22 protein-coding genes are annotated in these 23,230 nt (G+C 41.6%); 5 read left to right on the top strand and 17 right to left on the bottom strand.

What is annotated here, in order from left to right; genetic code table 11:
* The first annotated feature begins 9 nt into the window (after nucleotides 1-9).
* From DFR58_RS02335 to DFR58_RS02325, 3 genes are all read left to right on the top strand, one after another.
* Nucleotides 10-1,086, top strand: a complete 1,077-nt coding sequence (locus DFR58_RS02335) for a glycosyltransferase family 2 protein (RefSeq protein ID WP_114296198.1) — start codon at nucleotides 10-12, stop codon at nucleotides 1,084-1,086.
* Between the two features lie 658 nt (nucleotides 1,087-1,744).
* On the top strand, nucleotides 1,745-3,178 hold the full coding sequence (locus DFR58_RS02330) for a radical SAM protein (RefSeq protein WP_207659095.1): 1,434 nt from the start codon (nucleotides 1,745-1,747) through the stop codon (nucleotides 3,176-3,178).
* 1 nt (nucleotide 3,179) lies between these two features.
* Nucleotides 3,180-3,665 carry a YbaK/EbsC family protein gene (locus DFR58_RS02325; protein WP_114296196.1) on the top strand — a complete coding sequence of 162 codons (486 nt, stop codon included), beginning with the start codon at nucleotides 3,180-3,182 and terminating at the stop codon, nucleotides 3,663-3,665.
* A gap of 80 nt (nucleotides 3,666-3,745) precedes the next feature.
* On the opposite strand, the gene DFR58_RS02320 is transcribed toward DFR58_RS02325, so the two are convergent.
* The 5 genes from DFR58_RS02320 to kamA form a co-directional block, all read right to left on the bottom strand.
* Nucleotides 3,746-4,783 carry a glycoside hydrolase family 5 protein gene (locus DFR58_RS02320; RefSeq protein WP_114296195.1) on the bottom strand — a complete coding sequence of 346 codons (1,038 nt, stop codon included), beginning with the start codon at nucleotides 4,781-4,783 and terminating at the stop codon, nucleotides 3,746-3,748.
* 24 nt (nucleotides 4,784-4,807) lie between these two features.
* On the bottom strand, nucleotides 4,808-5,893 hold the full coding sequence (locus tag DFR58_RS02315; RefSeq protein ID WP_114296194.1) for a glycosyltransferase family 2 protein: 1,086 nt from the start codon (nucleotides 5,891-5,893) through the stop codon (nucleotides 4,808-4,810).
* Between the two features lie 385 nt (nucleotides 5,894-6,278).
* Nucleotides 6,279-7,757, bottom strand: a complete 1,479-nt coding sequence (gene spoIVA, locus DFR58_RS02310) for a stage IV sporulation protein A (RefSeq protein ID WP_114296193.1) — start codon at nucleotides 7,755-7,757, stop codon at nucleotides 6,279-6,281.
* Nucleotides 7,758-7,918: 161 nt separating this feature from the next.
* Nucleotides 7,919-8,803, bottom strand: coding sequence for a putative beta-lysine N-acetyltransferase (gene ablB / locus DFR58_RS02305; protein ID WP_114296192.1), 885 nt, complete (start codon nucleotides 8,801-8,803; stop codon nucleotides 7,919-7,921).
* The gene (kamA, locus tag DFR58_RS02300) at nucleotides 8,791-10,056 is read right to left on the bottom strand and encodes a lysine 2,3-aminomutase (RefSeq protein ID WP_114296191.1); all 1,266 of its coding nucleotides are present in this window, start codon (nucleotides 10,054-10,056) and stop codon (nucleotides 8,791-8,793) included. The genes ablB and kamA overlap by 13 nt, the downstream gene beginning before the upstream one ends.
* Before the next feature lie 362 nt (nucleotides 10,057-10,418).
* On the opposite strand from kamA, the gene DFR58_RS02295 reads away from it, so the two are divergent.
* Entirely contained in the window at nucleotides 10,419-10,637 is a 219-nt protein-coding gene (locus DFR58_RS02295; protein WP_114296190.1) for a hypothetical protein, read from the top strand.
* A complete protein-coding gene (locus tag DFR58_RS02290; protein WP_114296189.1) occupies nucleotides 10,637-10,999 on the top strand; it encodes a spore coat protein in 363 nt (120 codons plus the stop codon). The genes DFR58_RS02295 and DFR58_RS02290 overlap by 1 nt, the downstream gene beginning before the upstream one ends.
* Before the next feature lie 244 nt (nucleotides 11,000-11,243).
* On the opposite strand, the gene DFR58_RS02285 is transcribed toward DFR58_RS02290, so the two are convergent.
* The 12 genes from DFR58_RS02285 to DFR58_RS02230 form a co-directional block, all read right to left on the bottom strand.
* Nucleotides 11,244-12,125, bottom strand: a complete 882-nt coding sequence (locus DFR58_RS02285; RefSeq protein ID WP_114296331.1) for a YegS/Rv2252/BmrU family lipid kinase — start codon at nucleotides 12,123-12,125, stop codon at nucleotides 11,244-11,246.
* A 35-nt stretch (nucleotides 12,126-12,160) separates the two neighbouring features.
* A complete protein-coding gene (locus DFR58_RS02280) occupies nucleotides 12,161-13,189 on the bottom strand; it encodes an NAD(P)H-dependent glycerol-3-phosphate dehydrogenase (RefSeq protein WP_114296188.1) in 1,029 nt (342 codons plus the stop codon).
* Nucleotides 13,190-13,206: 17 nt separating this feature from the next.
* Entirely contained in the window at nucleotides 13,207-13,848 is a 642-nt protein-coding gene (plsY, locus tag DFR58_RS02275; protein ID WP_114296187.1) for a glycerol-3-phosphate 1-O-acyltransferase PlsY, read from the bottom strand.
* Nucleotides 13,849-13,905: 57 nt separating this feature from the next.
* Complete coding sequence (der, locus tag DFR58_RS02270; protein WP_114296186.1) at nucleotides 13,906-15,228, bottom strand: ribosome biogenesis GTPase Der; 1,323 nt, start codon at nucleotides 15,226-15,228, stop codon at nucleotides 13,906-13,908.
* Between the two features lie 37 nt (nucleotides 15,229-15,265).
* Nucleotides 15,266-16,588 carry a DUF512 domain-containing protein gene (locus DFR58_RS02265; RefSeq protein ID WP_114296185.1) on the bottom strand — a complete coding sequence of 441 codons (1,323 nt, stop codon included), beginning with the start codon at nucleotides 16,586-16,588 and terminating at the stop codon, nucleotides 15,266-15,268.
* A gap of 67 nt (nucleotides 16,589-16,655) precedes the next feature.
* Nucleotides 16,656-16,838, bottom strand: a complete 183-nt coding sequence (rpmF, locus tag DFR58_RS02260) for a 50S ribosomal protein L32 (protein WP_114296184.1) — start codon at nucleotides 16,836-16,838, stop codon at nucleotides 16,656-16,658.
* A 60-nt stretch (nucleotides 16,839-16,898) separates the two neighbouring features.
* Nucleotides 16,899-17,399: a YceD family protein gene (locus tag DFR58_RS02255; RefSeq protein WP_114296183.1), complete on the bottom strand. Its 501-nt coding sequence runs from the start codon at nucleotides 17,397-17,399 to the stop codon at nucleotides 16,899-16,901.
* Nucleotides 17,400-17,767: 368 nt separating this feature from the next.
* Nucleotides 17,768-18,796: an S-methyl-5-thioribose-1-phosphate isomerase gene (gene mtnA, locus DFR58_RS02250; protein ID WP_114296182.1), complete on the bottom strand. Its 1,029-nt coding sequence runs from the start codon at nucleotides 18,794-18,796 to the stop codon at nucleotides 17,768-17,770.
* A 56-nt stretch (nucleotides 18,797-18,852) separates the two neighbouring features.
* The gene (locus DFR58_RS02245; RefSeq protein ID WP_114296181.1) at nucleotides 18,853-19,479 is read right to left on the bottom strand and encodes a DedA family protein; all 627 of its coding nucleotides are present in this window, start codon (nucleotides 19,477-19,479) and stop codon (nucleotides 18,853-18,855) included.
* Nucleotides 19,480-19,520: 41 nt separating this feature from the next.
* Nucleotides 19,521-20,258, bottom strand: a complete 738-nt coding sequence (locus DFR58_RS02240; RefSeq protein ID WP_114296180.1) for a GntR family transcriptional regulator — start codon at nucleotides 20,256-20,258, stop codon at nucleotides 19,521-19,523.
* A gap of 94 nt (nucleotides 20,259-20,352) precedes the next feature.
* Nucleotides 20,353-21,780, bottom strand: coding sequence for an adenylosuccinate lyase (purB, locus tag DFR58_RS02235; protein ID WP_114296179.1), 1,428 nt, complete (start codon nucleotides 21,778-21,780; stop codon nucleotides 20,353-20,355).
* Nucleotides 21,781-22,198: 418 nt separating this feature from the next.
* The gene (locus DFR58_RS02230) at nucleotides 22,199-22,492 is read right to left on the bottom strand and encodes a GIY-YIG nuclease family protein (protein ID WP_114296178.1); all 294 of its coding nucleotides are present in this window, start codon (nucleotides 22,490-22,492) and stop codon (nucleotides 22,199-22,201) included.
* Nucleotides 22,493-23,230: the final 738 nt, after the last annotated feature.

Below are 23,230 nucleotides of genomic sequence, written 5' to 3'. Positions count from 1 at the left end.
AGATATAAAATGAGAAAATATAGTTTTATAATTCCGGCCTACCAAAGTAAAATACTGCTTAAAAATACTTTAGAGGCTTTAAACCATCAACTGGGGTTTACCGGTGAAGGCTATGAGGTTATAGTGGTTGATGACGGTTCCACCGACAGCACCTATGACTTAATAAAAAATATTGGCACAAGCTACAGCTTGAAATACATTTATCTCGAAAGATGTGCTGTTTCCAGCCGTTCAAGGGCAAGAAACCATGGTCTGAAGAAGGCATGCGGAGATATAATAGTTTTCATAGATGCAGATATAATAGTAAGAAATAACTTTCTGCTGGAATTGGATAGGTGCTATTCAATGGACAGTAACCTGCTTATAGCTGGCACCCGCCTGCTTCTGCCTGAAAGGGTTGACTATGGAATGCTTTTGGATGGGAGCGTATATGAAAAATATCGGTTTAGTAAGGAAAATGAAGAGCTTATGGAATTCAGGCATAAAATATTTGACCACCTGTCATATAATGCCGCTGCTATGAAAAATCCGTTTCTGTATACATTATCCTGCAATATGTCAGTACCAAAAACATGGCTTGAAAAAGTGGGAGGGTTTGATGAGGATCTAAAAAGATGGGGCATAGAAGATATAGAATTGGCTTACAGGCTGTTCAAAAAAGGAATAAGAATAGTATTTAACAGCAGGAATGAAGTTCTGCACCAGTTCCATGGAAAACAGGAGGATTTTGTGACGGAAGATAAAATCTCCGGTCTTGATGAGAATATTAAGGTGTTTTTAAAAAAGCATCCCGGTGCATTAGGCCTTAAGGAGCATGAGATATATCAGCTTTTCAGGAGCATAGCAACATACTACAAGGACCTCGAAAAAAGATATGATGCGGGTGAGACTATTATGCTGGAGTTTAGAGACAAGCAGAGGCTTGGGCAGTTTAAAGAGGAGCTTATTATGCTTGCAGAGGATAAGTCAGGTGAAATTATTGTAAATGACTTTGTCGAAGATACCGATCTGGATATATGGATACAGCTGCAAAGCTATAGCAGGTGCATAGTAAAATACTATCCTGCTTCAAAATCATGTATATAAGCAAGGGGCTTAATGATAAACTGTATGCCCTCAAATCCTTTTAAAGCATAATAATATGGATGTATTAACTATAAAATTTTCAAAAGTACAATAAAAATTGCATCCTATACAGATTATGTAACCTTATATATTAATTTTTACAACATATCGCTATATAGGACGCGATAAAGATTTTACATGGAGGATATAACTTGATGGAAGAAATTTTTTTGACCCGTAAGGAATACATCTAAGAAAAGTGCCTGATGACAGACCCGTGAGACATTTCCTCGCAAGGCATCTTTTCGTTGTAGTTAAAAATTTCTGTAAGCAATTATATCCTCTATGTTTGTAAAATCTTTATCGCTACATATATATATTAATTATTTTGATAAGTAAATATAATATTAAATTTAAGTAATATATTTACATTTATGCATATTATATGATAATATATTGTTGTCAATATGAACATTTGTAAGCTTTAAACTGCTGCAAAAAGTCTGGAATAAAAATATATTTATACTTGGAGGAGATAAAAATGATTAACCAGCATAATAGCCACATTCACAAAATGAGACTTGAATCCTTCGATATTCCTATCATCTATAGCACGTTTCCAGGAAACTTTGATATGCATATTAATGGATGGTCTTTCCGGAATGATAAAGACAATAGCATGATAGAGGTTGAACTCACAAAAGAAGAAATAGAGGAGCTTAGCCAAAAGGGGCTTATTTCAAAAATACAGCAGATTGGGGATCAAAGATACCTGATTAAACGGCTGCGGACGCTGGACATTGAAATAGCTTCCGATTATGCTATAGACACAATGAATAGTTTAAAAAGCAGATATGATGAAGGCCATTACACAAAGAAGGATGGGTCTTATGATATTGATGCTCTAAAAATGGATTTTGCAAGTATATACAGAACAACATGCACCCAGAGATGCCCTCATTGTTTTAATCAGGAAGACGATTTTTATATACAGAAAATAATAAAAGGCCAAAAGCTTATGAAGTGGTCGGAAACTTTGGCTTTACTTAAACAAGCCAAGCGTTTCGGACTGGAATCTGTAAAATTTCTGGGAATAGGAGAAATCTTTTCAAATGCTCAGTTATTTAATATTTTAGATGATATCCGCAATGAAGGCCTTATTATTGCAATCTTTACAAAAGGTACGGCATTAGGAGATGACGAAACAGCTAAAAATTGTAATTATAAAGGCATAGAAACTGCCGAAGATCTGGTGGAGCGAATTTCGCAATATCACAATGTCAGCATTTTACTGGGCGCTAATTCTTTTGTTCCTGATTTTCAGGACACAATGGTCGGCTGCGGAAAAGATGGAGGTGTAAAAGATTATACTTATAAAAGGAACCGTGCTCTAAAGCTGCTTATAAAGCATAAATTCAACGATCCCCAATACGGAAAAAGACTGGCGTTGATAGCCGCACCAGTAACTCCAAAAGTAAGCGACGAAACGGTAGAAATGTACGAATGGGCTATAAAACGGAATATGCCGGTTGTAACCATACCAACAATGGTAAGCGGTAAGGGATCGGGTGAATTGGAATGGCTTTTAGGACAATTTGAATATGATGAAACTCTTATTAAAAGATATGATCCACAGAAGGTATTAACCAGAGAGCAAAGGTATACGCAATGGCTTATAGACTTTTATTCCGATATATATGTAAAAGCTCTCCAATTGGGAATATATGATATGGATACCTTAAACAACGAAGGCTTGTCCGGATACGCCGGTGCGGCGAAATGTCAGCAGTCACATAACGGAATGTATATAAGGCTGCCCGGCTCGGTACAGGAATGTCCCGGCCGCTGTATAGGCGCCGAAATTATTGAAGATTTGAGGGAGCAAAGCCTTCTGGCTACCTGGATAGGAAGCATAAATCATGACAGGACGGTAAATTGCAGGGCACTATGCTCTGTAAAAATGAAAGATTTGACCAACAGCAATGTACATGTCTGCGACTGCTGCAGGGTGTATGACAATGTAGGCTCAATGCCTCTGGAACTGGAGCAAAAGGTTCTTGAAAACTTAAACACAATGTTGTATTGTAATTTTAAAACTGTAGGAGGGTATTAGTTTGAATAGTGATAATAAGTTAAGAAAAAGTTCCCAGACAGTTCAGGAGGTTTTGAACAAATATGGTCTTGAGTTAAGGGTTGTGGAATTTGACGAGTCTACAAGAACATCTCAGGACGCAGCTAATACTATAGGGTGTGAGCTGGGTCAAATAGCCAAATCTCTTATATTCAGGAGCAAGGAGTCCAAAAAACCTGTATGTGTAATTGCAAGCGGGAAAAACCGTGTAAACGAGAAAAAGATAGCTCAATATATCGGTGAAAAAATTGAAAAAGCAGATGCCGCTTTTGTTCTGGAGCATACGGGCTTCGCTATAGGAGGTATTCCTCCTGTGGGCCATGCCACAGAAATGTCTCCCCTTATAGACGAGGATTTGATGGAATATATCGACATCTGGGCTGCCGCCGGTACTCCTCATGCTGTATTCAAACTTTCTTCAGAGGATTTATTAAAAATTACAAAAGGCCAGATCGTTTCCGTTAAATAACTAATAACAGGATTAGGCCATTAAAGGGCCTAATCCTGTTATTAATACAAATTGTTCACTGTGTACCGCTTGCGCTTATATTACAAAAGTTCTATTATCTTATCCACTATTGGCGCATAGTGCTTATCGGTTATGCCAAAATCTTTTTCTTTATATGTCCAGGCGGCCCTGCCGATATGATATTTCTCAAACAAGGCGTGCATATCGCAATACCAGTTTAAAGTACTGTCAAGCGGCGCCTGATCTATGACTCCATATTCTCCGCAGTAAAGCGCCACGCCTCTTTCCTCCGCTATGGAAGCAGCCTCCTTAATGTGCTTTTCAATAAATTCCTGTCCAATCTCTTGTAATGTTTCTTTCAGCATTTCTGCTCCTTCGTCGCCAAGTCGCTCGGAATGTTTTTTATATACTTCCGCCGCATCGGGGTAATATGTTGTTATATCTTTAGGCATCTGCTTTACCCAATGGGCTTTTTGATGTGTAAAAAGCTTAGGCTCATAAAAATGAAAATTGTAAATGATATTTTCATCGCAAGGGCTGTCAAGCAGTCTTAACGAGTAAGCATCATTCCAATTTGGCCCTCCCAAAATTATTTTTGTATCAGGCGCATATATTCGGATAGTCCCGATTGCCTTTTCGCAAAGCGCATTCCACGATTTGCCGTTATTTGCTTCCACCATTTCATTTAACAGCTCAAAAGCAATCATATCGGGATATTTTCCATACCTTTTTGAGATTTCAACCCATAGATTAATAAATCTCTCTTTTAACAGCTCATTGCTAAAAAATGTATTGGCAGCTTTGTTCCCATTTTCGAGTATATCCGTGAACATATATCCCGCTGTCTTATGTAAATCAATGATGAGGTTAAGTCGATATTTTTGGCACCATGCAAAGCAATTGTCAATGTACTTAAACCCTTCCTCCTTATATTGCCCCGACTCATTTTCAATCGCTTCATAATCAACGGGAAGCCTTACGTGATCAAGTCCCCATGATGATATTTTTTTTATGTCGGCTTCAGTTATAAAAGAGTCATAATGTTGTTTGTTATGCCAGCCTTGGGATAACCAGCCTCCCAGATTAATCCCTTTATAAAACCCTGCAAATGTTTTCATGCTATATTCTTCCCCCCATTATTCTTATTTAATATTACCGCGTCCCAATCGTTTGGAAAACGGATAGTATTTTGGCGTACTGCTTCTACGGCCTAAAAGCTGAATCCATATATCCAGATCAGTGTCCTCCACATAATCATTTACAATTATTTCTTTGTTTTTTTCGTTTGAAAGGCACAGCAGCGTCTCTTTGAGCTCCGGCAGCCTTTCTCTGTCCCTGAATTCGACTAATTCGAGTGTTGGAAGCTTCTCATGGTATAAATTGAAATCAATATCCTCTCTTCCCTTAAATATTTCGTCAATCAATTCCCTTGGCTTATCAATAGCGCAAGGATGCCTGTCAATAAAATATTGAATATTCTTCTCGTATGCCGCAAACTTGTCCTCCCCAATTATATCACTGCCTCCATGAAACTGGTGAAGAACCTCTAGCTTGCTGTTAACAAAAACTTTTATACCGGCTTCATAGCACCTGCACGCAAGCTCTATATCTTCAGCGCCCCACCCCCTCATGCTTTCATCAAAGCCGCCCGCTTTTTCAAGCCACGCCTTTGGTATTATAAAATTGCAGCCGTATGCCTTAAGCCATGGATATTTCAATGCCGCGGCATTATACGAGTATGTATCAAACAAAGAATATCTGTTTTCCAGAATTTTAGAATTTCCGCTTGCAGAGGAATATTTCTTAAATACACTCCTGTCCCTCACACTCTCCCTTGTAACCTCATCATCCAGCATTAGTCTGGTGCCTATTAACAAAAGATTCTCTTCCGCATTATAGTATCTGTTTACTTCCTCTAAATAATTTTCATTGACAATAATGTCAGAATCAATAAACACTATCACATCTCCTGCCGCATTTCTCCAGCCATGGTTCCGCGCCCTTGATATGCAGGATTCATCACACCTTCTTAAATAAAAGTATTTAAGCTCATAATTCCTGTCGATTTCTCTTATACTGCTGTATAAATCATCGCAAGAGCCATCGTCAACCAATATTACCTCATAGCAGCCTTTATAACAATCCCTTTGATGTCCCAGAGCCTCCAGCGTATTTATGATATGGTCTTTCCTGTTGTAAACGGGTATAACGAAACTAATTTTCATCATGTTATCTCCTTATGATATACATACCGAATATTATTCTATTGGACTTAATTCTTTCAATGGTATGATACTCCTTACCACCTCCACAACCATTAAATACTGCCTGAAGCACCGAGATATTTAAGTAAGCTGGCTGATGTGCTAAAAAAACAATACAGACATTGATTCTGTATTTCCCAAGATTGGCATTGCAGCATAAAATTTTACATTTTGCTACACAAGCCTAACAATTATATTACTAAAATACTTTATATATGTCAACTTATAGTATTAATACTTATATATTAGGAAATAAACTTAAACACTTTGAGCAGCGTCCCCATAAGGGGACGTGCAAAAACCCGGGATAGCAAGCTCCCGGGTTTTTAAAATCCATTTACATTTATATTTATAATATTATGCATATCAAGCCGCCGCTGCCTTCATTGATTATTTTCTGCAGCGTCTCCTGAAGCTTTAGCTGCGCATCCTCGGGCATTCTGAACAGCTTGTTTTGCAGCCCCTCGTTTACAAGCTCATGCAGCGACTTTCCAAATATGTTCGACTCCCATATCTTTCCCGGATCGCTTTCAAACTCCTTCAGAAGGTAGCTGACCAGCTCCTCGGACTGCTTCTCTGTACCCACAATAGGCGCTATTTCAGTTTCTATATCCGCTCTGATCATGTGAATAGAGGGTGCGCTGGCTCTGAGCTTTATTCCAAATCGGGCACCCTGCTTGACTATTTCAGGCTCCTCCAACGACAGCTCCTCCATCTGCGGCATAACCATACCATAGCCCTTAATCTTTACCTCATGCAGGGCATATTCAATTTTTTCATACTCCCTTTTTATTCTCGACAGATCCTTCATCATTCCCACCAGTCTGTGCTCGCCTTCGATTTCCAGCCCCGTGGTTTCACTTAAAACCCTGTAGAACAGCCCGTCTGAGGTGCTGAGGTCCACCAGTATATTGCCTTCCGCAAGGTTTATTCTATCTATATAAGCCCTTTTTATAAAATCATATTCTCCGAACATTCCTATGGCATCCTTTGCCTCGCGTATCTTGGCTACGCCCTTAAAGGTATCCTTTATCGCATTTATTATATCGGCCTTCAGCCAATGCTCATCCTCTAAAGTCTCTATCCATCTCGGAATATTTATCCCCATCTGGTCGATAGGGAATTCATAAAGTATATTTTCCATTATGGAATTTATATCCTCTACTCTAAGCTGCGCACAATTCACATTAATAACAGGTACTGAATATTTATCCTCAAGCTCGTCTCTAAGTTTAATTGTTTCGGCATCCGACGGTCTTGTTGAATTAAGTATGATTACAAAAGGCTTGTTAATGGATTTAAGCTCATTTATAACTCTTTTTTCCGCTTCAATATACTCTTCCCTGTCCAGATCCGTTATGCTTCCATCAGTAACCACCACTAATCCGATAGTAGAATGCTCGGTAATAACCTTTTTTGTCCCAAGCTCGGCGGCCTCCTCAAAGGGAATCTGGTGGTCATACCACGGAGTGGATACCATTCTTGGGCTTTCATCCTCCATATATCCCAGAGCACCCTTTACAAGATACCCCACGCAGTCAACCAGCCTTACCTTAAGCCGTACATTTTCATCAACTGTAATTTCAACAGCCTCATTGGGCACAAATTTAGGCTCGGTTGTCATTATTGTACGTCCTGTGGCACTCTGAGGCAGCTCATCCTTTGCCCTCTCCTTCTGATATGCGTTTTCTATATTAGGTATAACCAGCAAATCCATAAATCTTTTAATGAATGTGGATTTACCCGTTCTCACAGGGCCTACTATACCTATATAAATATCTCCCTGCGTCCTCTCAGCTATCTGCTGATATATGTTATATTTCTCCACCCCTAGAACCTCCCTTAAATTATTATCCTATGGCTTGCAAATTCCACGGCTAAAAGTATGCATTTGATATTTTTACAGCCAATGAGGCTAAAAAGTGCTGTCCCTTATCAATATAATATATGTCCGTATTTATTTAATATTACAAAAAAAGTGAACGCCTTTTAGCGGGCTTTATTTGGGTATGCAATTTGAACCATACTTTTTACCCAGATATTCATATCTTCGAATGTGCCCATGATATTACAGTTGTTGACCAGTCTGCCGGAATATGTATAGCCATGCTTGCTCAGCACAATATTGATTCCGCCGGAAAGGGCACGTGATAAACTGTAGAAAGTTTTAAAGCCTTTTGCTGACAGCTCCTGCTCGAGATGATATACCAATTGGCTCAATAATCCTTGCCCTCTGTATTCGGGCAAAGTCGCACAATCCGTAATTTCAGCGTGAAGCATTTGAGGGTCTATGTCCGCAGAGGCGGTGCTTACCAGCTTGCCGTCAGCCAAAGCAACCTTAAACAAAACATGTTCGCCCATCACTTTTTTAATATAGTCAGGATTGTCCATGGGAGTGGGATAGGTTTTAAAGACTTCTTTAAACAAATTCGCCACACTGTCAGCGTCGTCAGGCAGGGCTGTTCTTACCTGAAAGGAACTCTGGCGGAAAACAAACTGATTTTTCACTTCATTGGCCTTCCGAACTATCCGGTCTTCCTCGTCGGTATTTTTACTGACGAGCCTTTTTTTATCTGCAAAATAAGAAAGGCAATAGCCTTTTACACCTTTAAAATAGCCGTCCATCATCCCTTCCTCCAAATATCCGGCATCAAGAAAATTCGTTATGCTTCTTTCAGGGATAGTACAGATTACTTTACCCAGCCGATACTTTTTACAAAGCAATATCAGCTTGCCGGGCAGCCCTTCAACCTTACCGGTATAATCAAGCAGTTTGATTCTTTGATTATGCAGGTCGGCATAGACATTCGCAGCTAAGCCTTCCTCTTCCAGTACAATAGGGAATCCATACTGTGGGCTTTCTATTTCCGCCATTCCTTTTGTCTCCTCAAACGGTTATTTTCGTGTGGTACCAGACTTAACTTTTTTTCCATAAAAAGCTTTTCAATCCCTGTGACGGGACGGTCTAGGTATTCATCACAGAAAGCACAGTCCAAGCACGAGCTTGATTTATCCTGAGGCTCGGTGTAGGTACAGATGATGCCTTCATAATTTCTTAAGATTACCTTGTCGGCTGATTGAGAAATGAGGTATTGGGGAAAGACTGGGATCTTCCCTCCACCGCCTGGGGCATCTATGACATAAGTAGGAACGGCAAAACCCGAAGTATGACCTCTCAGCAATTCAATGATCTCGATGCCTTTACTGACGGGCGTCCTGAAATGTTCGATACCCGATGATAAATCGCATTGATATAAGTAGTAGGGCCGGACTCTTATTTTGACCAATTCCTGTACCAATTTGCGTATGATGTACGGGCAATCGTTCACTCCGCGCAAAAGAACGGTCTGATTTCCCAGCGGCACGCCGGAATCGGCAAGCTTGGCACAGGCTTCCTTGGCTTCGGGAGTAATTTCATGCGGATGGTTGAAATGTGTATTCAGCCATACGGGATGATAGGCTTTAATAATGCGGCATAAATCATCCGTAATCCGCTGTGGCAAGACCACAGGAGTACGGGAGCCGAAGCGGATAACCTCCACATGGTCGATTGCGCGGAGGCTGCCGAGAATAAACTCAATGGTCGCATCTGCAACCAGCAGGCTGTCTCCCCCTGAAATCAAAACGTCCCTGATTGCCGGGGTATTTTTAATATAATCTATGGCCTTTTGCAGGCTTTTCCGCGGCAGGGCGTTATCAGTGCTGCCGGCCATCCTCCGCCGAGTGCAGTGGCGGCAGTACATGGCACACTGATCCGTGATCAGGAAAAGAACCCGGTCAGGATATCGATGAGTGATCCCTTTGACGGGAGAGTCAACCTCTTCGTGAAGGGGGTCATCCATGTCACACTTGGATTTCTCAATTTCAAATGGGAGGGGTATGGCTTGCTTGCGGATGGGATCCTTTACGTCTTTGGGATCGATAAGAGTGGCATAGTACGGTGTAACGGCCATCCTGAGCTTGCCCAGACATTCCCGGACACCATGCTTTTCGTCCTCTGTCAGCACAACGACTTGCTCCAGTTCCTCAATTGTGGTTATTCTATTGGCAACCTGCCATTTCCAGTCATCCCATTGGCTTTTCAATACATTTTTCCATAACGGCACGTCGGTGTATTCTCTTCGCATTTTTTTTAAATTCTTTCCTTTAATATAGTTTATTCAACAATCCATTATTATTCTGCCGCATAAAACTATATTTATAAGTATGAATTTATATTCATGTCAATGCTTATAGGACAGCCGCCAATTATTTAGATTTGTATTCCCTGTTAGACCACGCCTTTATAGACCGCTCACCTTTTTGTGAATTCCGCTTCCAAAAGCAGATAAAATTGTGGCATATGGACTCCATTTACATCCATGCCTTTCGTCCTATTGTAAGCAAGTTTTGGGTACCGTTGAAGTTCCCTATTTTCGTAGCAAAGTTCCTTAATAATTTAATCTATAATACAAATACTATAAAAAAGGCATTTACGAGGAGGTTTCATATGCAGAATCTTTCAACAAAGGAAGTAAATTATATAAAAGATCTATTATCATGGGAATTACTCACTACAAAGAAGTGTTTTCATTATGCAAACCAGGAGATAAACCCTGCTCGCCAGAAAATATTCTTTGATACGGCAAATATGCACCAGCAAAACTATTTAGGTCTTTTAAACTATGTTGATCAAATTATTAAAAAGCAAGGAGGGCAAATACAATAATGGATACTCAATCTATGGTAACTTCAAAAATGGGAGTACAAAAAATAGGCAAAACCGTATCCGATGAACTTCCCAAGGTAAAGGATGTTAACTTGAATATCAGAGACAAGCTGAATGATATCCTGTTTTATGAAAAACACAACCTTGTGAATTATCAGATTGCTATAAATGAAATGATAAATGATGATCTTCGGGCCCTGCTGTTAAGCAATCATAGCAAAATACAAAATACACATACAACCTACTTCAGCGAATTATTCAACTTGGGTGAATACCAAGCCGATATTGCAACACCCCCTCAGGTAAGCGACATATTTGATGTTTTTAATGGTTATAAAACCCAGCTTCCAATTAAGCAATAACTATTAGTACAACCCGGCTTGCCGGGTTTTTTTATATAGGGAGCACTATGGAAGCACTTGCAGTTGTTACAAGGAATCATTATATAGAAAGCATACACTATGGCTATGTTTGTACCGTTCTTAAAGTCAGGCGCTGCTGATACTTTGGGCTTTTCGAGCTGGAGAACTTCCCGGTAACCGGCAATTTCAAGCATAACATTCAAAATATCCGGCTTTGCTTCAATAAATAATTCCTGCTATGCATCTATTTCACAAATACCTCTATGGCTTTATTTATGAAGCTGACCGACATTGGAAGCCCTTCCCCCTTTTCTCCGTCTATGCTTACGTTGATATCGCTGCTGGATATTATGGTGCAGGCTTTGGCCTTCAGCTTCACGACATTTTTGTTATTGATATAAGAATTGCTGAGTACGTTAAAAAACAGGTTCGCCAAATCCATATGAGAGCAGCTTTTTATAAGCACAATGTCCATTATGCCGTCTGAAATATCCGCTTCCTCAATAAGGTTATGAAAACCTGCCGCGTGCTTTCCGTTGAGTATTATAAATAAAAGAATATCCTCCTCTATGGATAATTCTTCGGTCTTTAAAACAACCTTGAACGGCTTTATGCTCGTTACCTCGCTTAATGCCTTGAGATAGTACGCAAAAAGCCCGAAATTCTTTTTAAGCTCACTGTGAGTGCTGAAGGAAACATCTACAAATACCCCTCCCGCACAGGTGCTTAAAAAATAATGCTTGTCATTGATTAGCCCTACATCAATCCTTGACGTATTGCCCCCCAGCACTATATCTATAAGCTCGTCGGCATTTGCGGGGAGCCCTAAGCACCTTGCCAGATCATTGCTGGTTCCCCACGGAAAAATGCCCAGAGGGATACTGATGCCGTGCTTTAAAATTATGTTCACTATGAAGTTAACCGTTCCGTCCCCTCCCGAGACAGCGGCAAACTCATATTTATCCAGCTTTAAGACTGTCACCAGCATGTCTTCACATTCCAGATCTATTCTAAAAGGCTGAAGCAATATACCGTGAGACTGAAATCTCTGTATGATATGATCCAGCCTGTTTATTATGCTGTGATCCCCCGACATGGGATTATAAATTAAGATGGCCTTTCTCATAGCTTTAACCTCCGCCTTTTGCAAAACACGCTTTTTTATGCCTCCCAACTGCTTTCGTGGACTACCTCCTCGATTTCATGGGTTTTGTCCCTCATCATTAAATCCACCACCGCCTGCTTGGGGTTTTTGCCGTTAAACAATATGTTATACGCCTCAACCGTTATGGGCATGGATACCCCCATTTTGTGTCCAAGCTGGTACGCCGGCTTTGTGGTGGAAATTCCTTCAACAACCATTTTAACCTCCTCCAGTGCCTGGCTTACCGATTTGCCCTGCCCTATGAGAATACCGGCCCTTCTGTTTCTGCTGTGCATACTGGTGCAGGTAACTATCAAATCACCTATGCCGGTGAGCCCGCTGAAGGTTTGAGGCTTGGCGCCCATAGCCTTTCCCAGTCTGGCTATTTCGGTTATACCCCTTGTCATTAGAGCCGCCTTTGTATTGTCTCCGAAGCCCAGTCCGTCTGAAATCCCCGCACAAAGCGCGATTACATTTTTAAGAGCCCCGCCCAATTCCACTCCTATTATGTCGGGGTTTGTGTATACCCTGAATTTAGGTGTCATAAATATTTCCTGAACCGCTTCCGCCGCCGCCCTGTCAGGACTTGCCGCTACTACCGTGGTGGGTATGTCTCTGGCTATCTCTTCAGCATGGCTCGGCCCCGACAGCACCACCGCTTCCGCTCCGGGAATTTCCTGCTTTATTACATCGGACAATATAAGACAGGTATTTTCCTCAATCCCCTTAGAGCATGTTATCAAAAGCCCTCCATCTTTCATATACTTCCTTATACCCGCGGCATTTGCTCTGGTCGTCTGCGCAGGCACGGCAAGCACAACCGCATCGGCCCCCGCAAGAGACTGCTCCAGATCACAGGTGCAATTCACACCCTCGGGAATAGCCACGCCGGGAAGCCTGTGTATATGCTCCCTTATATTATTAATCATGTCGGCCTCTTCACTGAATGGCGACCAAATTTTTACGCTGTGTCCGTTTTTGGAAAGAAGAACAGAAAGGGCAGTTCCCATACTCCCGGCGCCTATTATGGCAATATTTTTTTTCATAAAGACCTCCATTCAACTTATTTTTTTTCTCCCAGCTTTCGCTCGGTGCCTCCCAGTATTCTCTTTATATTTTCACGGTGCTGAAAAACAGCAAGCAGCGCAAGTATACCGGAAAAAATCACAAACACAGGCCCCTTTCCCAACAGCAACGAGCCCACAGGCAGCAGCGCAGCCGCAATAATAGACCCTAATGAAACGTACCTTGTAAGTGCGACAATGATTATAAAAACCCCAAGAAGCGTAAGAGCCATTGCGGGGGCCATCATAAGAGCTACCGATAAGGTTGTCAGTATGCCCTTTCCCCCTTTAAAATTAAAATACAGAGGCCAGTTATGACCCGCTATACTGAAAATTCCTCCCATCATGAGTCCCATGTCCCCAAGATAGTCTCTGTTGAATATTTCTGCCGTCACGCCTCCGCGCATTATATACAAGCCTGCAATACATGCCAATACGCCTTTTAATATATCTCCTAAAATAACCAGTGCGGCGGCTGCCTTCCCCAAGGTTCTTAAGGTGTTTGTCATCCCGGCATTTCCGCTGCCGTGCTTTCGCACATCCACTCCATAGAATTTACCCACAATAAGAGAGCTGTTTGCACTGCCCAAAAGATATCCTATAACACCCGCTATCACCAGCTTGACCACGACAATAAACATCAGGAATACCTCCCTTATCCAATTTATTTTTTTATACTTATATACAAGGATATTTTGTCATGACTTTTCCTTTTCTCTGTGTATTAATTTTATAGGCGTCCCCTCAAACCCAAAATTCTTTCTTAACTGGTTTTCAAGGTATCTTTCATAGGAATAGTGAAAAAGCTCCGAATTATTTATAAATATAACAAACGTGGGCGGCTTGACCGCCACCTGTGTAGCATATAATATCTTGAGCCTTTTTCCTTTATCCGAAGGCGGCTGAACCATGGCAACCGCTTCCCCCACAAGATCATTGAGCATCCCTGTGGAAATCCTGAGTGCCGCCTGATTTGCAACATACTTTATCAGTTCATAAATTTTGTTTACCCTCTGCCCGGTTTTGGCAGAGATAAATATTACCGGCGCATAGGTCATAAAGCCCAGCTTTTCGTGCACCCTCTTGCGGTACTCCTCCAGTGTGCCGGTTTCTTTCTCGACTATATCCCATTTGTTTACCACAATAATGGAAGCCTTCCCTGCTTCATGTGCATATCCCGCAATCTTTGTGTCCTGCTCGGTAACTCCGTCCACGGCGTCAATCAATATAAGGCATACATCCGCCCTGTCTACTGCTCCCCATGCACGCATTACGCTGTATCTTTCAATGTTTTCCTCCACCTTGCTCTTTCTTCTTATCCCTGCGGTATCAATGAACACAAACTTATCGCCGTCTACCTCCGCATATGTATCTATAGCATCTCTGGTAGTCCCCGCCACCTCGCTTACAATGACCCTTTCCTCTCCGAGTATCTTATTTATAAGAGAAGACTTTCCGGCATTGGGCTTTCCTACCACCGCCACCTTTATTACCTCGGCGTCGTATTCGTCCTCCACATCCTCGGAAAAATACTTGAATATCTCATCCAGCAAGTCTCCCATTCCAAGACCATGAACGGACGATATCGGCATTATATCCCCCAATCCCAGATTATAAAATTCATAAGCCTCGGCAGGAAGCTCGCCCACCCTGTCAACCTTATTAACGGTCAGTATAACGGGCTTGCCCGACTTCCTGAGCATGACGGCAACCTCTTTGTCGGAGGCGGTAAGCCCATCCTTCATGTCTACCATAAAAACTATTACCTCTGCCATCTCGACAGCCATCTCCGCCTGCCTTTTCATTTGCTGCATTATCTTGTTTTCACTATAAGGCTCTATTCCCCCGGTGTCTATCAGCGTAAATTTTCTGCCTCTCCACTCCACCTCTGTATATATCCTGTCGCGGGTAACTCCCGGAGTGTCCTCAACAATAGATATTCTTTTACCTGCAACATAATTAAAAAAAGTCGATTTACCCACATTAGGTCTTCCAACTATTGCCACAATAGGTTTTGCCAATATTTTCACCTCTATATTCCATAATAAGTCCTACTTATTATATAATCTTTCCCACTACTTTTTCAATAAAGTCTTTGCCGTCATTCTCAACAACGGCTATTTTTACATTAAGCTGCCGCTCCATTGCCTCTACACTGCAATCGTCCAAAAGAACCCTCTCTCCCGCACGGAGCATACTTGACGATATAAGAAGCTCCTCTCCCAGAGCCTTGTCCTTTAATTGGGAAATAATGTCCCCTCCCGTCAGCAGACCCGTTACTGTAACATTTTCTCCAAAAAATTCATTTTTTATAGCAAATACATTTACCTTTACAGTGCCAAGCCTTCTTTCAAGCACATCCGACAATTCCCGTATAAGAGCGAATGCAGAAACACCCGTAGCTATACTGACCTTCCTCGGAGACACGCATTTTAAATCCGCTGCTTCAAGGAATTCATAAAATTCATGCTTTAGCGACGCGGCAAGCCCCACCCCGTTCTCTATCTGCGGGAAATCCTCATACTCCTCATATCGGGGCAAAGGCACTCCCGCCATTATATAGAACTCATCGGAAAGATATGCAAGCCTTGAGCGGTATTTTTTATGCAATCTCTTTTGCCATTTATGCATCTGGCCTATAACCTCGGCAGACGCTTCCTTCCCATAAGGCTCCAGATGCTCAAGCCCTTCTCTGTACCTGCTTATTCCCACAGGCACTATTGAAATGCTTTTTATCCCCGGATACAGCACGGCAAGCTCGGAGATTGTCCTGTCAAGCTCTTCTCCGTCATTTATCCCTCTGCATAGGACAATCTGGCAGTTTATTTCGATCCCGTGAGACGTCAGCTTTTTTATCCTGTCCAGTATATTGCCTGCAAACCTGTTTTTAAGCATATACCTTCTAAGCTCTGGATTTGTACAGTGTACAGATACATTAATGGGAGACATCCTATACCTTATAATCCTGTCTATATCGTCGTCACTCATATTTGTTAAGGTGACATAATTTCCCGTAAGAAACGAAAGCCTTGAGTCGTCATCCTTAAAGTACAGTGTATCTCTCATTCCGGGAGGCAATTGATCTATGAAGCAGAATATGCATTTATTTGTACAGCTTTTCTCGCGGTCTATCATTGAGAATTCAAAATCAATTCCCAAATCCTCATATTCGTCCTTTTCTACCTCTATGCTCCATATCTCTCCGTTCTTTTTAAGAACCTCAAGCACCAGCTCCTGATCTGCAATAAGAAACCTGTAATCAAATATATCTTTAATTTTTTCACCGTTTATTGATAGTATGGCATCACCCTGCTCAATGCCCGCCTCCTCAGCTATACTCAGCGGTAAAACGCACTGAACGGCAGCCGGCTGATGTTTCAAAAATTAGTCCTCCTCAAGAAAAAAGCAGCAGTTTTAAAAACCTGCCGCTTTTCCGGTTTATAACATATTATTTAGCTTCAACTTTAATGACTTCTTTCCCCTTGTAATAACCACATTCCTTACAAACTCTATGAGGCAGTTTAAAAGAATGACACTGGGGACAGCTTACCAGCCCTGGTATTGTCAGCTTCCACTGTGACCTTCTGGCACCGGTCCTGGCTTTGGACCATTTACGCTTTGGATTTGCCATGCATTACACCTCCCTACCACTGCAACCGTAAAACGCTGCTTACATATAAAATTAAATATTTTAATTGTTAAAAAAATTTTTTAATGCTTCCATACCTGGATGTATGGCATCCGTTCTGCAGTTACATTCATTGTGATTTAAGTCTGCACCGCATGTCGGACATATCCCCTTACATTCCTCCGAACACATCTTCTTCATTGGAAGATTCAATATGATATTATCTATAAGCACCTTATCAAGCTCTATGAAGCCGCCTTCATATGTATATACCTCTACATTCATATTTTCCCCGGCATTCACAAACTCCTCACATATAAGCAAATCCAGCTTATCATGGATCTCCTTAAGGCACCTGTAACATCCTACCGTATAATCGGTCTTCAGTCGCCCATTCAGCTTTAAAACTCCCCCTACATTTGCCACACTTCCGTTAAACTCAACGGGGGCATTAAATAAAAACTCATGGTCTAAAATAGAATTTAAATCCTCAATCAAACTATTATACTCTATTTGCAATGAGGATCCATCAGTTTTTTCAATACCTGAAATATCAACCTTCATAAGCCACCTCTTAAACCGACAAAAGATATTATACTAACTAATATATCTTTTGTCAATAAATTATCCTGATATTGCGGGGTACTTATTTTATTATGAGCCAAATAAGCTTTCTGTATGTACCCATGTATTGAAGAATTTTTATTATATGCAGGACACGATAAAGATTTTACAAACATAGAGGATATAATTGCTTACAGAAATTTTTAATAGCAACGAAAAGATGAATTTGGGGGAAATGTCTCTAGGGCACGAGCATTCATTCACTTTTCTTAGATGTATTCCTTACGGGTCAAAAAAATTTCTTCCATCAAGTTATATCCTCCATGTAAAATCTTTATCGCTATATATAAATGGAATAATTTATGTCCTTATTCCATATCCTTCAGATTCTTTTCAAACGGGGGATAAGCTATTCCCTTTTCAGTGATTATAGCCGTTATATACCTGCTCGGCGTTACATCAAACGCGGGATTCATTACGTCTATTCCCTCGGGAGCAACAGGGATTCCCTTTATATGAGTAACCTCCTCACGACTTCTCTCCTCTATGGGTATGCTGTCACCCGTCTGCATTGAAAAATCAATTGTGGAAACAGGGGCCGCAACATAAAAGGGTATATTGTTTTCCTTCGCCAGAACCGCCACCGAATATGTCCCTATCTTGTTTGCGGTATCACCGTTTACGGCAATCCTGTCCGCCCCGACAATCACACAGTCTATTTTGCCCAGCTTCATAAAATGCCCCGCCATATTGTCGCATATTAGCGTAACGGGAATACCGTCCTGCTTAAGCTCCCATGCCGTAAGCCTCGCTCCCTGAAGGTAGGGCCTCGTTTCATCTGCAATAACCCTTATGTTTTTCCCCTCGCTGTGCGCCATCCTCATCACGCTGAGCGCGGTGCCGTAGTCACAGGTTGCAAGCGCACCTGCGTTGCAGTGTGTAAGTATTGTGTAATTGTTTTTTATGAGCTTGTTTCCATGCATTCCTATTGCCTTGTTGGTTTCAACATCCTCACAATCCATATTGCAGGCCTCTTGTGCAATAATGTCCTTGATCTCCGAAACAGACCTGTCCCTGTTGTCCAAGGCCTTGCGGTACACCCTGTCTATGGCCCAGAAAAGGTTTACCGCCGTGGGTCTGGTTCCGCGCAGAACATTGCATATCTCATCCAGCTCGCAGAAAAACTCCTCCTTTGAGCCATCCCGCGCCGAAAGCGCACCTATGGCCACGCCATATGCCGCTGAAACTCCTATTGCAGGAGCCCCCCTCACTATCATATCCCTTATGGCGTCAGCCACCTCCATATAGGTGGCACAGTCTACTACCTTATATTCAGAAGGCAGCTTTGTCTGATCTATCAGCTTTAAAATACCGTCCTTATACTCAAGCGGTCTCATGTTCTTCCCTCCTTAAATTGCATGAATCAAAAACATTATACCATATCACAAGGATTTTACGCCTTTGCCCTTTTGCGCTTAAGAATAACATACACTATCCCCGACGCCGTCAGTACGCACAGCAGCGCAAGCCCAATGCCGTTGTAAGTTTTGAGAACACTGTTTATACGGGAAATATTATTTCCTATGAACCTTCCAAGTAAAAGCGCCAGCGTGTGGTGTACGACAGTTGAAGCCACAACAGACAGGTACACATCTCTGCGCCTGACCTTGAACATTCCCGCCATCAAAAGCATTATCGCATTTACGCCCGGCACAAACTTGCTTATTACTATTGCATACACCCCATATTTCTTAAATATCCTGTCCGCTCTTTTTCTGTGCTTTTCGTCAACGTATCTTTTTATGAGCCTGTACTTAAACACATCGCTTCCCTTGTTATACCCAAATATATAAATTACTATAGAGCCCAAAACAGTCCCTGCCATGGCATTTAAAAAAACCGTGGGAAAGCTGTAGAATATACCCAGTGTCGTAACATACCCCCCGAAAACCAGTATCGTATCCCCGGGGTGCGGAGGGAAAACCATCTGAAGCACGGAAGAAATAAATAAAATGAAGTATACCAAAAAAACATTCTTTTCAACAAATTCCTTTAAGAATTCAATTATAGCTGCTTCCATCCATGCTGTCTCCTTTTTCGCAAACCCGCATTATGCATAACTTATCTGGAATTTTCAAAAATAAGCTTGCATTTATCCGCGCGGTATTTTGTTATAACATGCTCCACCGCCTGAGAGCTCTTGGAGTACAAAACATTCTCTATTCTTATAAGGGCTTGTCCCGTCTGAACCTGCAAAAACTGCGAATCACACTGCTCGGCATATATGACCTCAAGGCAGCTCTTTGTTTTAGCGGGTATTAACGGGTACTTCCCTCTCATTATATCGTAGGACGGCTTTTTGTCTTTTATATCCTCAACTATATTGGGAAACAGGCTTATGGGTATATAAGAGACATTTAACGCAAATACCTCTCCGTTCCGTACGGAAACATACTTTATCTCGGCAAAATCCACCCTCTGGTTCCGCAAAATAGTAAAAACCTCGTCCAGCTTCTGAAATTCGGTGTTTTTTATAACAGCTATAGAAATAATCTCTTTTTCTCCGGGTACCTCACTGTCTAAAAGTGAATCGGTAAAGCCTGAATAGCTTTTTATGTCAATATGCGTCTTGGATTTGGAAACAAATGTGCCCTTGCCCTTCTCTTTATACAAATATCCGCTGTTTGTCAATTCGCTTATTGCCTGGCGGACAGTCGGCCTGCTGATATTGTATATATCACACAGCTCCTGCTCGGAAGGTATTTTTGAGTCCTGTGCATAGTCGCCGCTGTCTATTTTCTTAAGTACTAATGCTTTTAGCTGGCAATATAAAGGTACATCACTATATTTGTTTATCACAAGAGAGCCTCCTCACACAAACATTTCCTGACATAATTACGCCTTAACTAATTCTATAGTATTATCGGTTATTCTTCAACAATATTTTACAGCCTTAAACCTTGAGAATTACGTCTATATCTCCTGTATAATTCTTTTCCAGAACAGGCCTCACAAATTGGCTTATAAAGTCGTCAACCTGCTCGGGGGCTCTTCCCACATAATTTTTAGGCTCCAGCACCGAATACAGCTCCTCGAGAGTCATTCCGAACATGTTGTCGGAAGCTATTCTTTCCATAAGATCGTTCTTTTTCCCTTCAACCTTAACCTGCTTTGCCGCCTCAAGGGAATGAACCCTTATCCTTTCATGCAGCTCCTGCCTGTCGCCTCCGCGCTTAACAGCCTCCATCATTATGTTTTCGGTTGCCATGAACGGAAGCTCCTCCATAACATGCCTGTGTATAACCTTAGGATAGACCACAAGCCCCTCCGAAACATTGATGTATATGTTAAGTATGGCATCGACAGCCAAAAATGCCTCCGGCACGCTTATTCTTTTATTTGCGGAATCGTCAAGAGTCCTCTCGAACCATTGGGTAGAGGCTGTAATGGCAGGATTTAAGGCATCCACTATTACATACCTTGCAAGAGATGAAATCCTTTCGCTTCTCATGGGATTTCTCTTATATGCCATTGCCGACGAGCCTATCTGCTTTTCTTCAAACGGCTCCTCAATTTCCTTCATGCTCTGCAAAAGCCTCATATCATTGCTGAACTTATACGCGCTTTGGGCGATCTGGCTCAATACATTCAATACTCTGCTGTCAAGCTTCCTTGTATATGTCTGGCCCGATACCGGGAACACACTGTCAAAGCCCATTTTATCGGCTATAATAGCTTCAAGCCGCCTCACCTTTTCATGATCCCCGTCAAATAGGCTTAAAAAGCTGGCCTGCGTGCCGGTGGTGCCTTTTGAGCCCAGCAGCTTCATTGATGAAATGACAAACTCAACCTCTTCAATATCCAATAACAGATCCTGAATCCACAGACACGCCCTTTTGCCCACCGTCACAAGCTGGGCCGGCTGGTAATGTGTAAAGCCTAAGGTAGGCATATCCTTGTAATTTACGGCAAATTCCGAAAGCTTTTTCACGACATTTACAAGCTTATTCTTTACAAGCTTCAACGCCTCGTTCATTACAATTATATCGGTGTTGTCTCCCACATAGCAGGAGGTAGCCCCTAAATGTATTATTCCCCTTGCTCCGGGGCACTGCTCTCCATATGCGTGTACATGCGCCATTACATCGTGCCTGAATTCCTTTTCCTTCTTCTCCGCAACATCATAGTTTATATCATCCTTGCGGCTTTTCAGTTCTTCAATCTGCTTATCGGTTATATTAAGCCCCAGCTCCTTTTCCGCTTCAGCTAAGGCAATCCAAAGCCTTCTCCATGTTTTGAACTTCATATCCGGGGAGAAGATCTCCTGCATCTCGGGGCTTGCATATCTTGCATTAAAGGGACTTTCATATGTTTTTCTCAAATTATATCTACCTCCAGTGAAATTATGTTATTTATTATACATATTTTTATTATTTAAATCCAGTGGCTGTTGCGGGTAATGTTAAAGTCATGGATGTTCAATTAGCGATTTGTCCGCAGGCAAAAAAATTGCGGGGCATTTGCACTCCCCGCGTAGATATTTATAAATATGAGATTGATACTTAAGAATTCCCGACAGTGCCTGCCCTTTTTAAAAGGGCTTGCCCATTTGAAATCCAAAATCAATTATAATACTGATAAAGCAACAAATCAAGTCAATTGTTTATCAATGCCAAAACAGGGCAATCGCATTATAATTAATACGCATATAGAAACCCCGGCACCGTCATCCTGAGCGACTAGCGAAGGATCTCTTCACTACAGTAAGATTCTTAGCTCTCGCTATAAAAATTTCATTTTTACCCGCAAATATCTCGATATAAGTCTTTCCAGTCCTTGTTCATAATATTTATTAGGTTGATTTTCTTTTGTCGAGTAATTCCTTTAATTTGCTTTTCCCTTTGTATTGCCGATTTAATATCACTAAATACCCCATAATATACAAGCTTGTTAACATTATATTTTTTTGTAAAACCCTCGACCATTTTTTCTTTATGTTCAAATATCCTTCTTACTAGATCGTTGGTTACACCTGTGTAAAGAACTGTATTTAATTTGTTGGTTAATATATATACGTAACAGTGTTCACTCATTACGACCACCCAAATATTACTTTCTCTAGTTATTCCGTGTCTAATACACATTTATACCGCTTCTGATGTCTATTCTTCAGTGTATATATCGTACTTTTACAGATATTCTTTACTGTATCGCAGAGATCCTTCGCTGTTCGCTCAGGATGACGGTCAAGTGGCAAACACAGATATTCTTTACTGTATCGCAGAGATCCTTCGCTGTTCGCTCAGGATGACGGTCAAGTGGCAAACACAGATATTCTTTACTGTATCGCAGAGATCCTTCGCTGTTCGCTCAGGATGACGGTCAAGTGGCAAACACAGATATTCTTTACTGTATCGCAGAGATCCTTCGCTGTTCGCTCAGGATGACGGTCAAGTGGCAAACACAGATATTCTTACTGTATCGCAGAGATCCTTCGCTGTTCGCTCAGGATGACGGTCAAGTGGCAAACACACATATTCTTTACTGTAGCGCAGAGATCCTTCGCTGTTCGCTCAGGATGACGGTCAAGTGGCAAACACACATATTCTTTACTGTAGCGCAGAGATCCTTCGCTGTTCGCTCAGGATGACGGTCAAGTGGCAAACACACATATTCTTTACTGTAGCGCAGAGATCCTTCGCTGTTCGCTCAGGATGACGGTCAAGTGGCAAACACACATATTCTTTACTGTAGCGCAGATCCTTCGCTGTCCGCTCAGGATGACGGTCAAGTGGCAAACACACATATTCTTTACTGTAGCGCAGATCCTT

The sequence above is a fragment of the Anaerobacterium chartisolvens genome (assembly GCF_003337415.1).
Classification (GTDB): Bacteria; Bacillota; Clostridia; order Acetivibrionales; family DSM-27016; genus Anaerobacterium; species Anaerobacterium chartisolvens.
The sequence above is the reverse complement of the archived record's forward strand: the minus strand, read 5'-3'. Positions and strand labels throughout refer to the sequence as shown.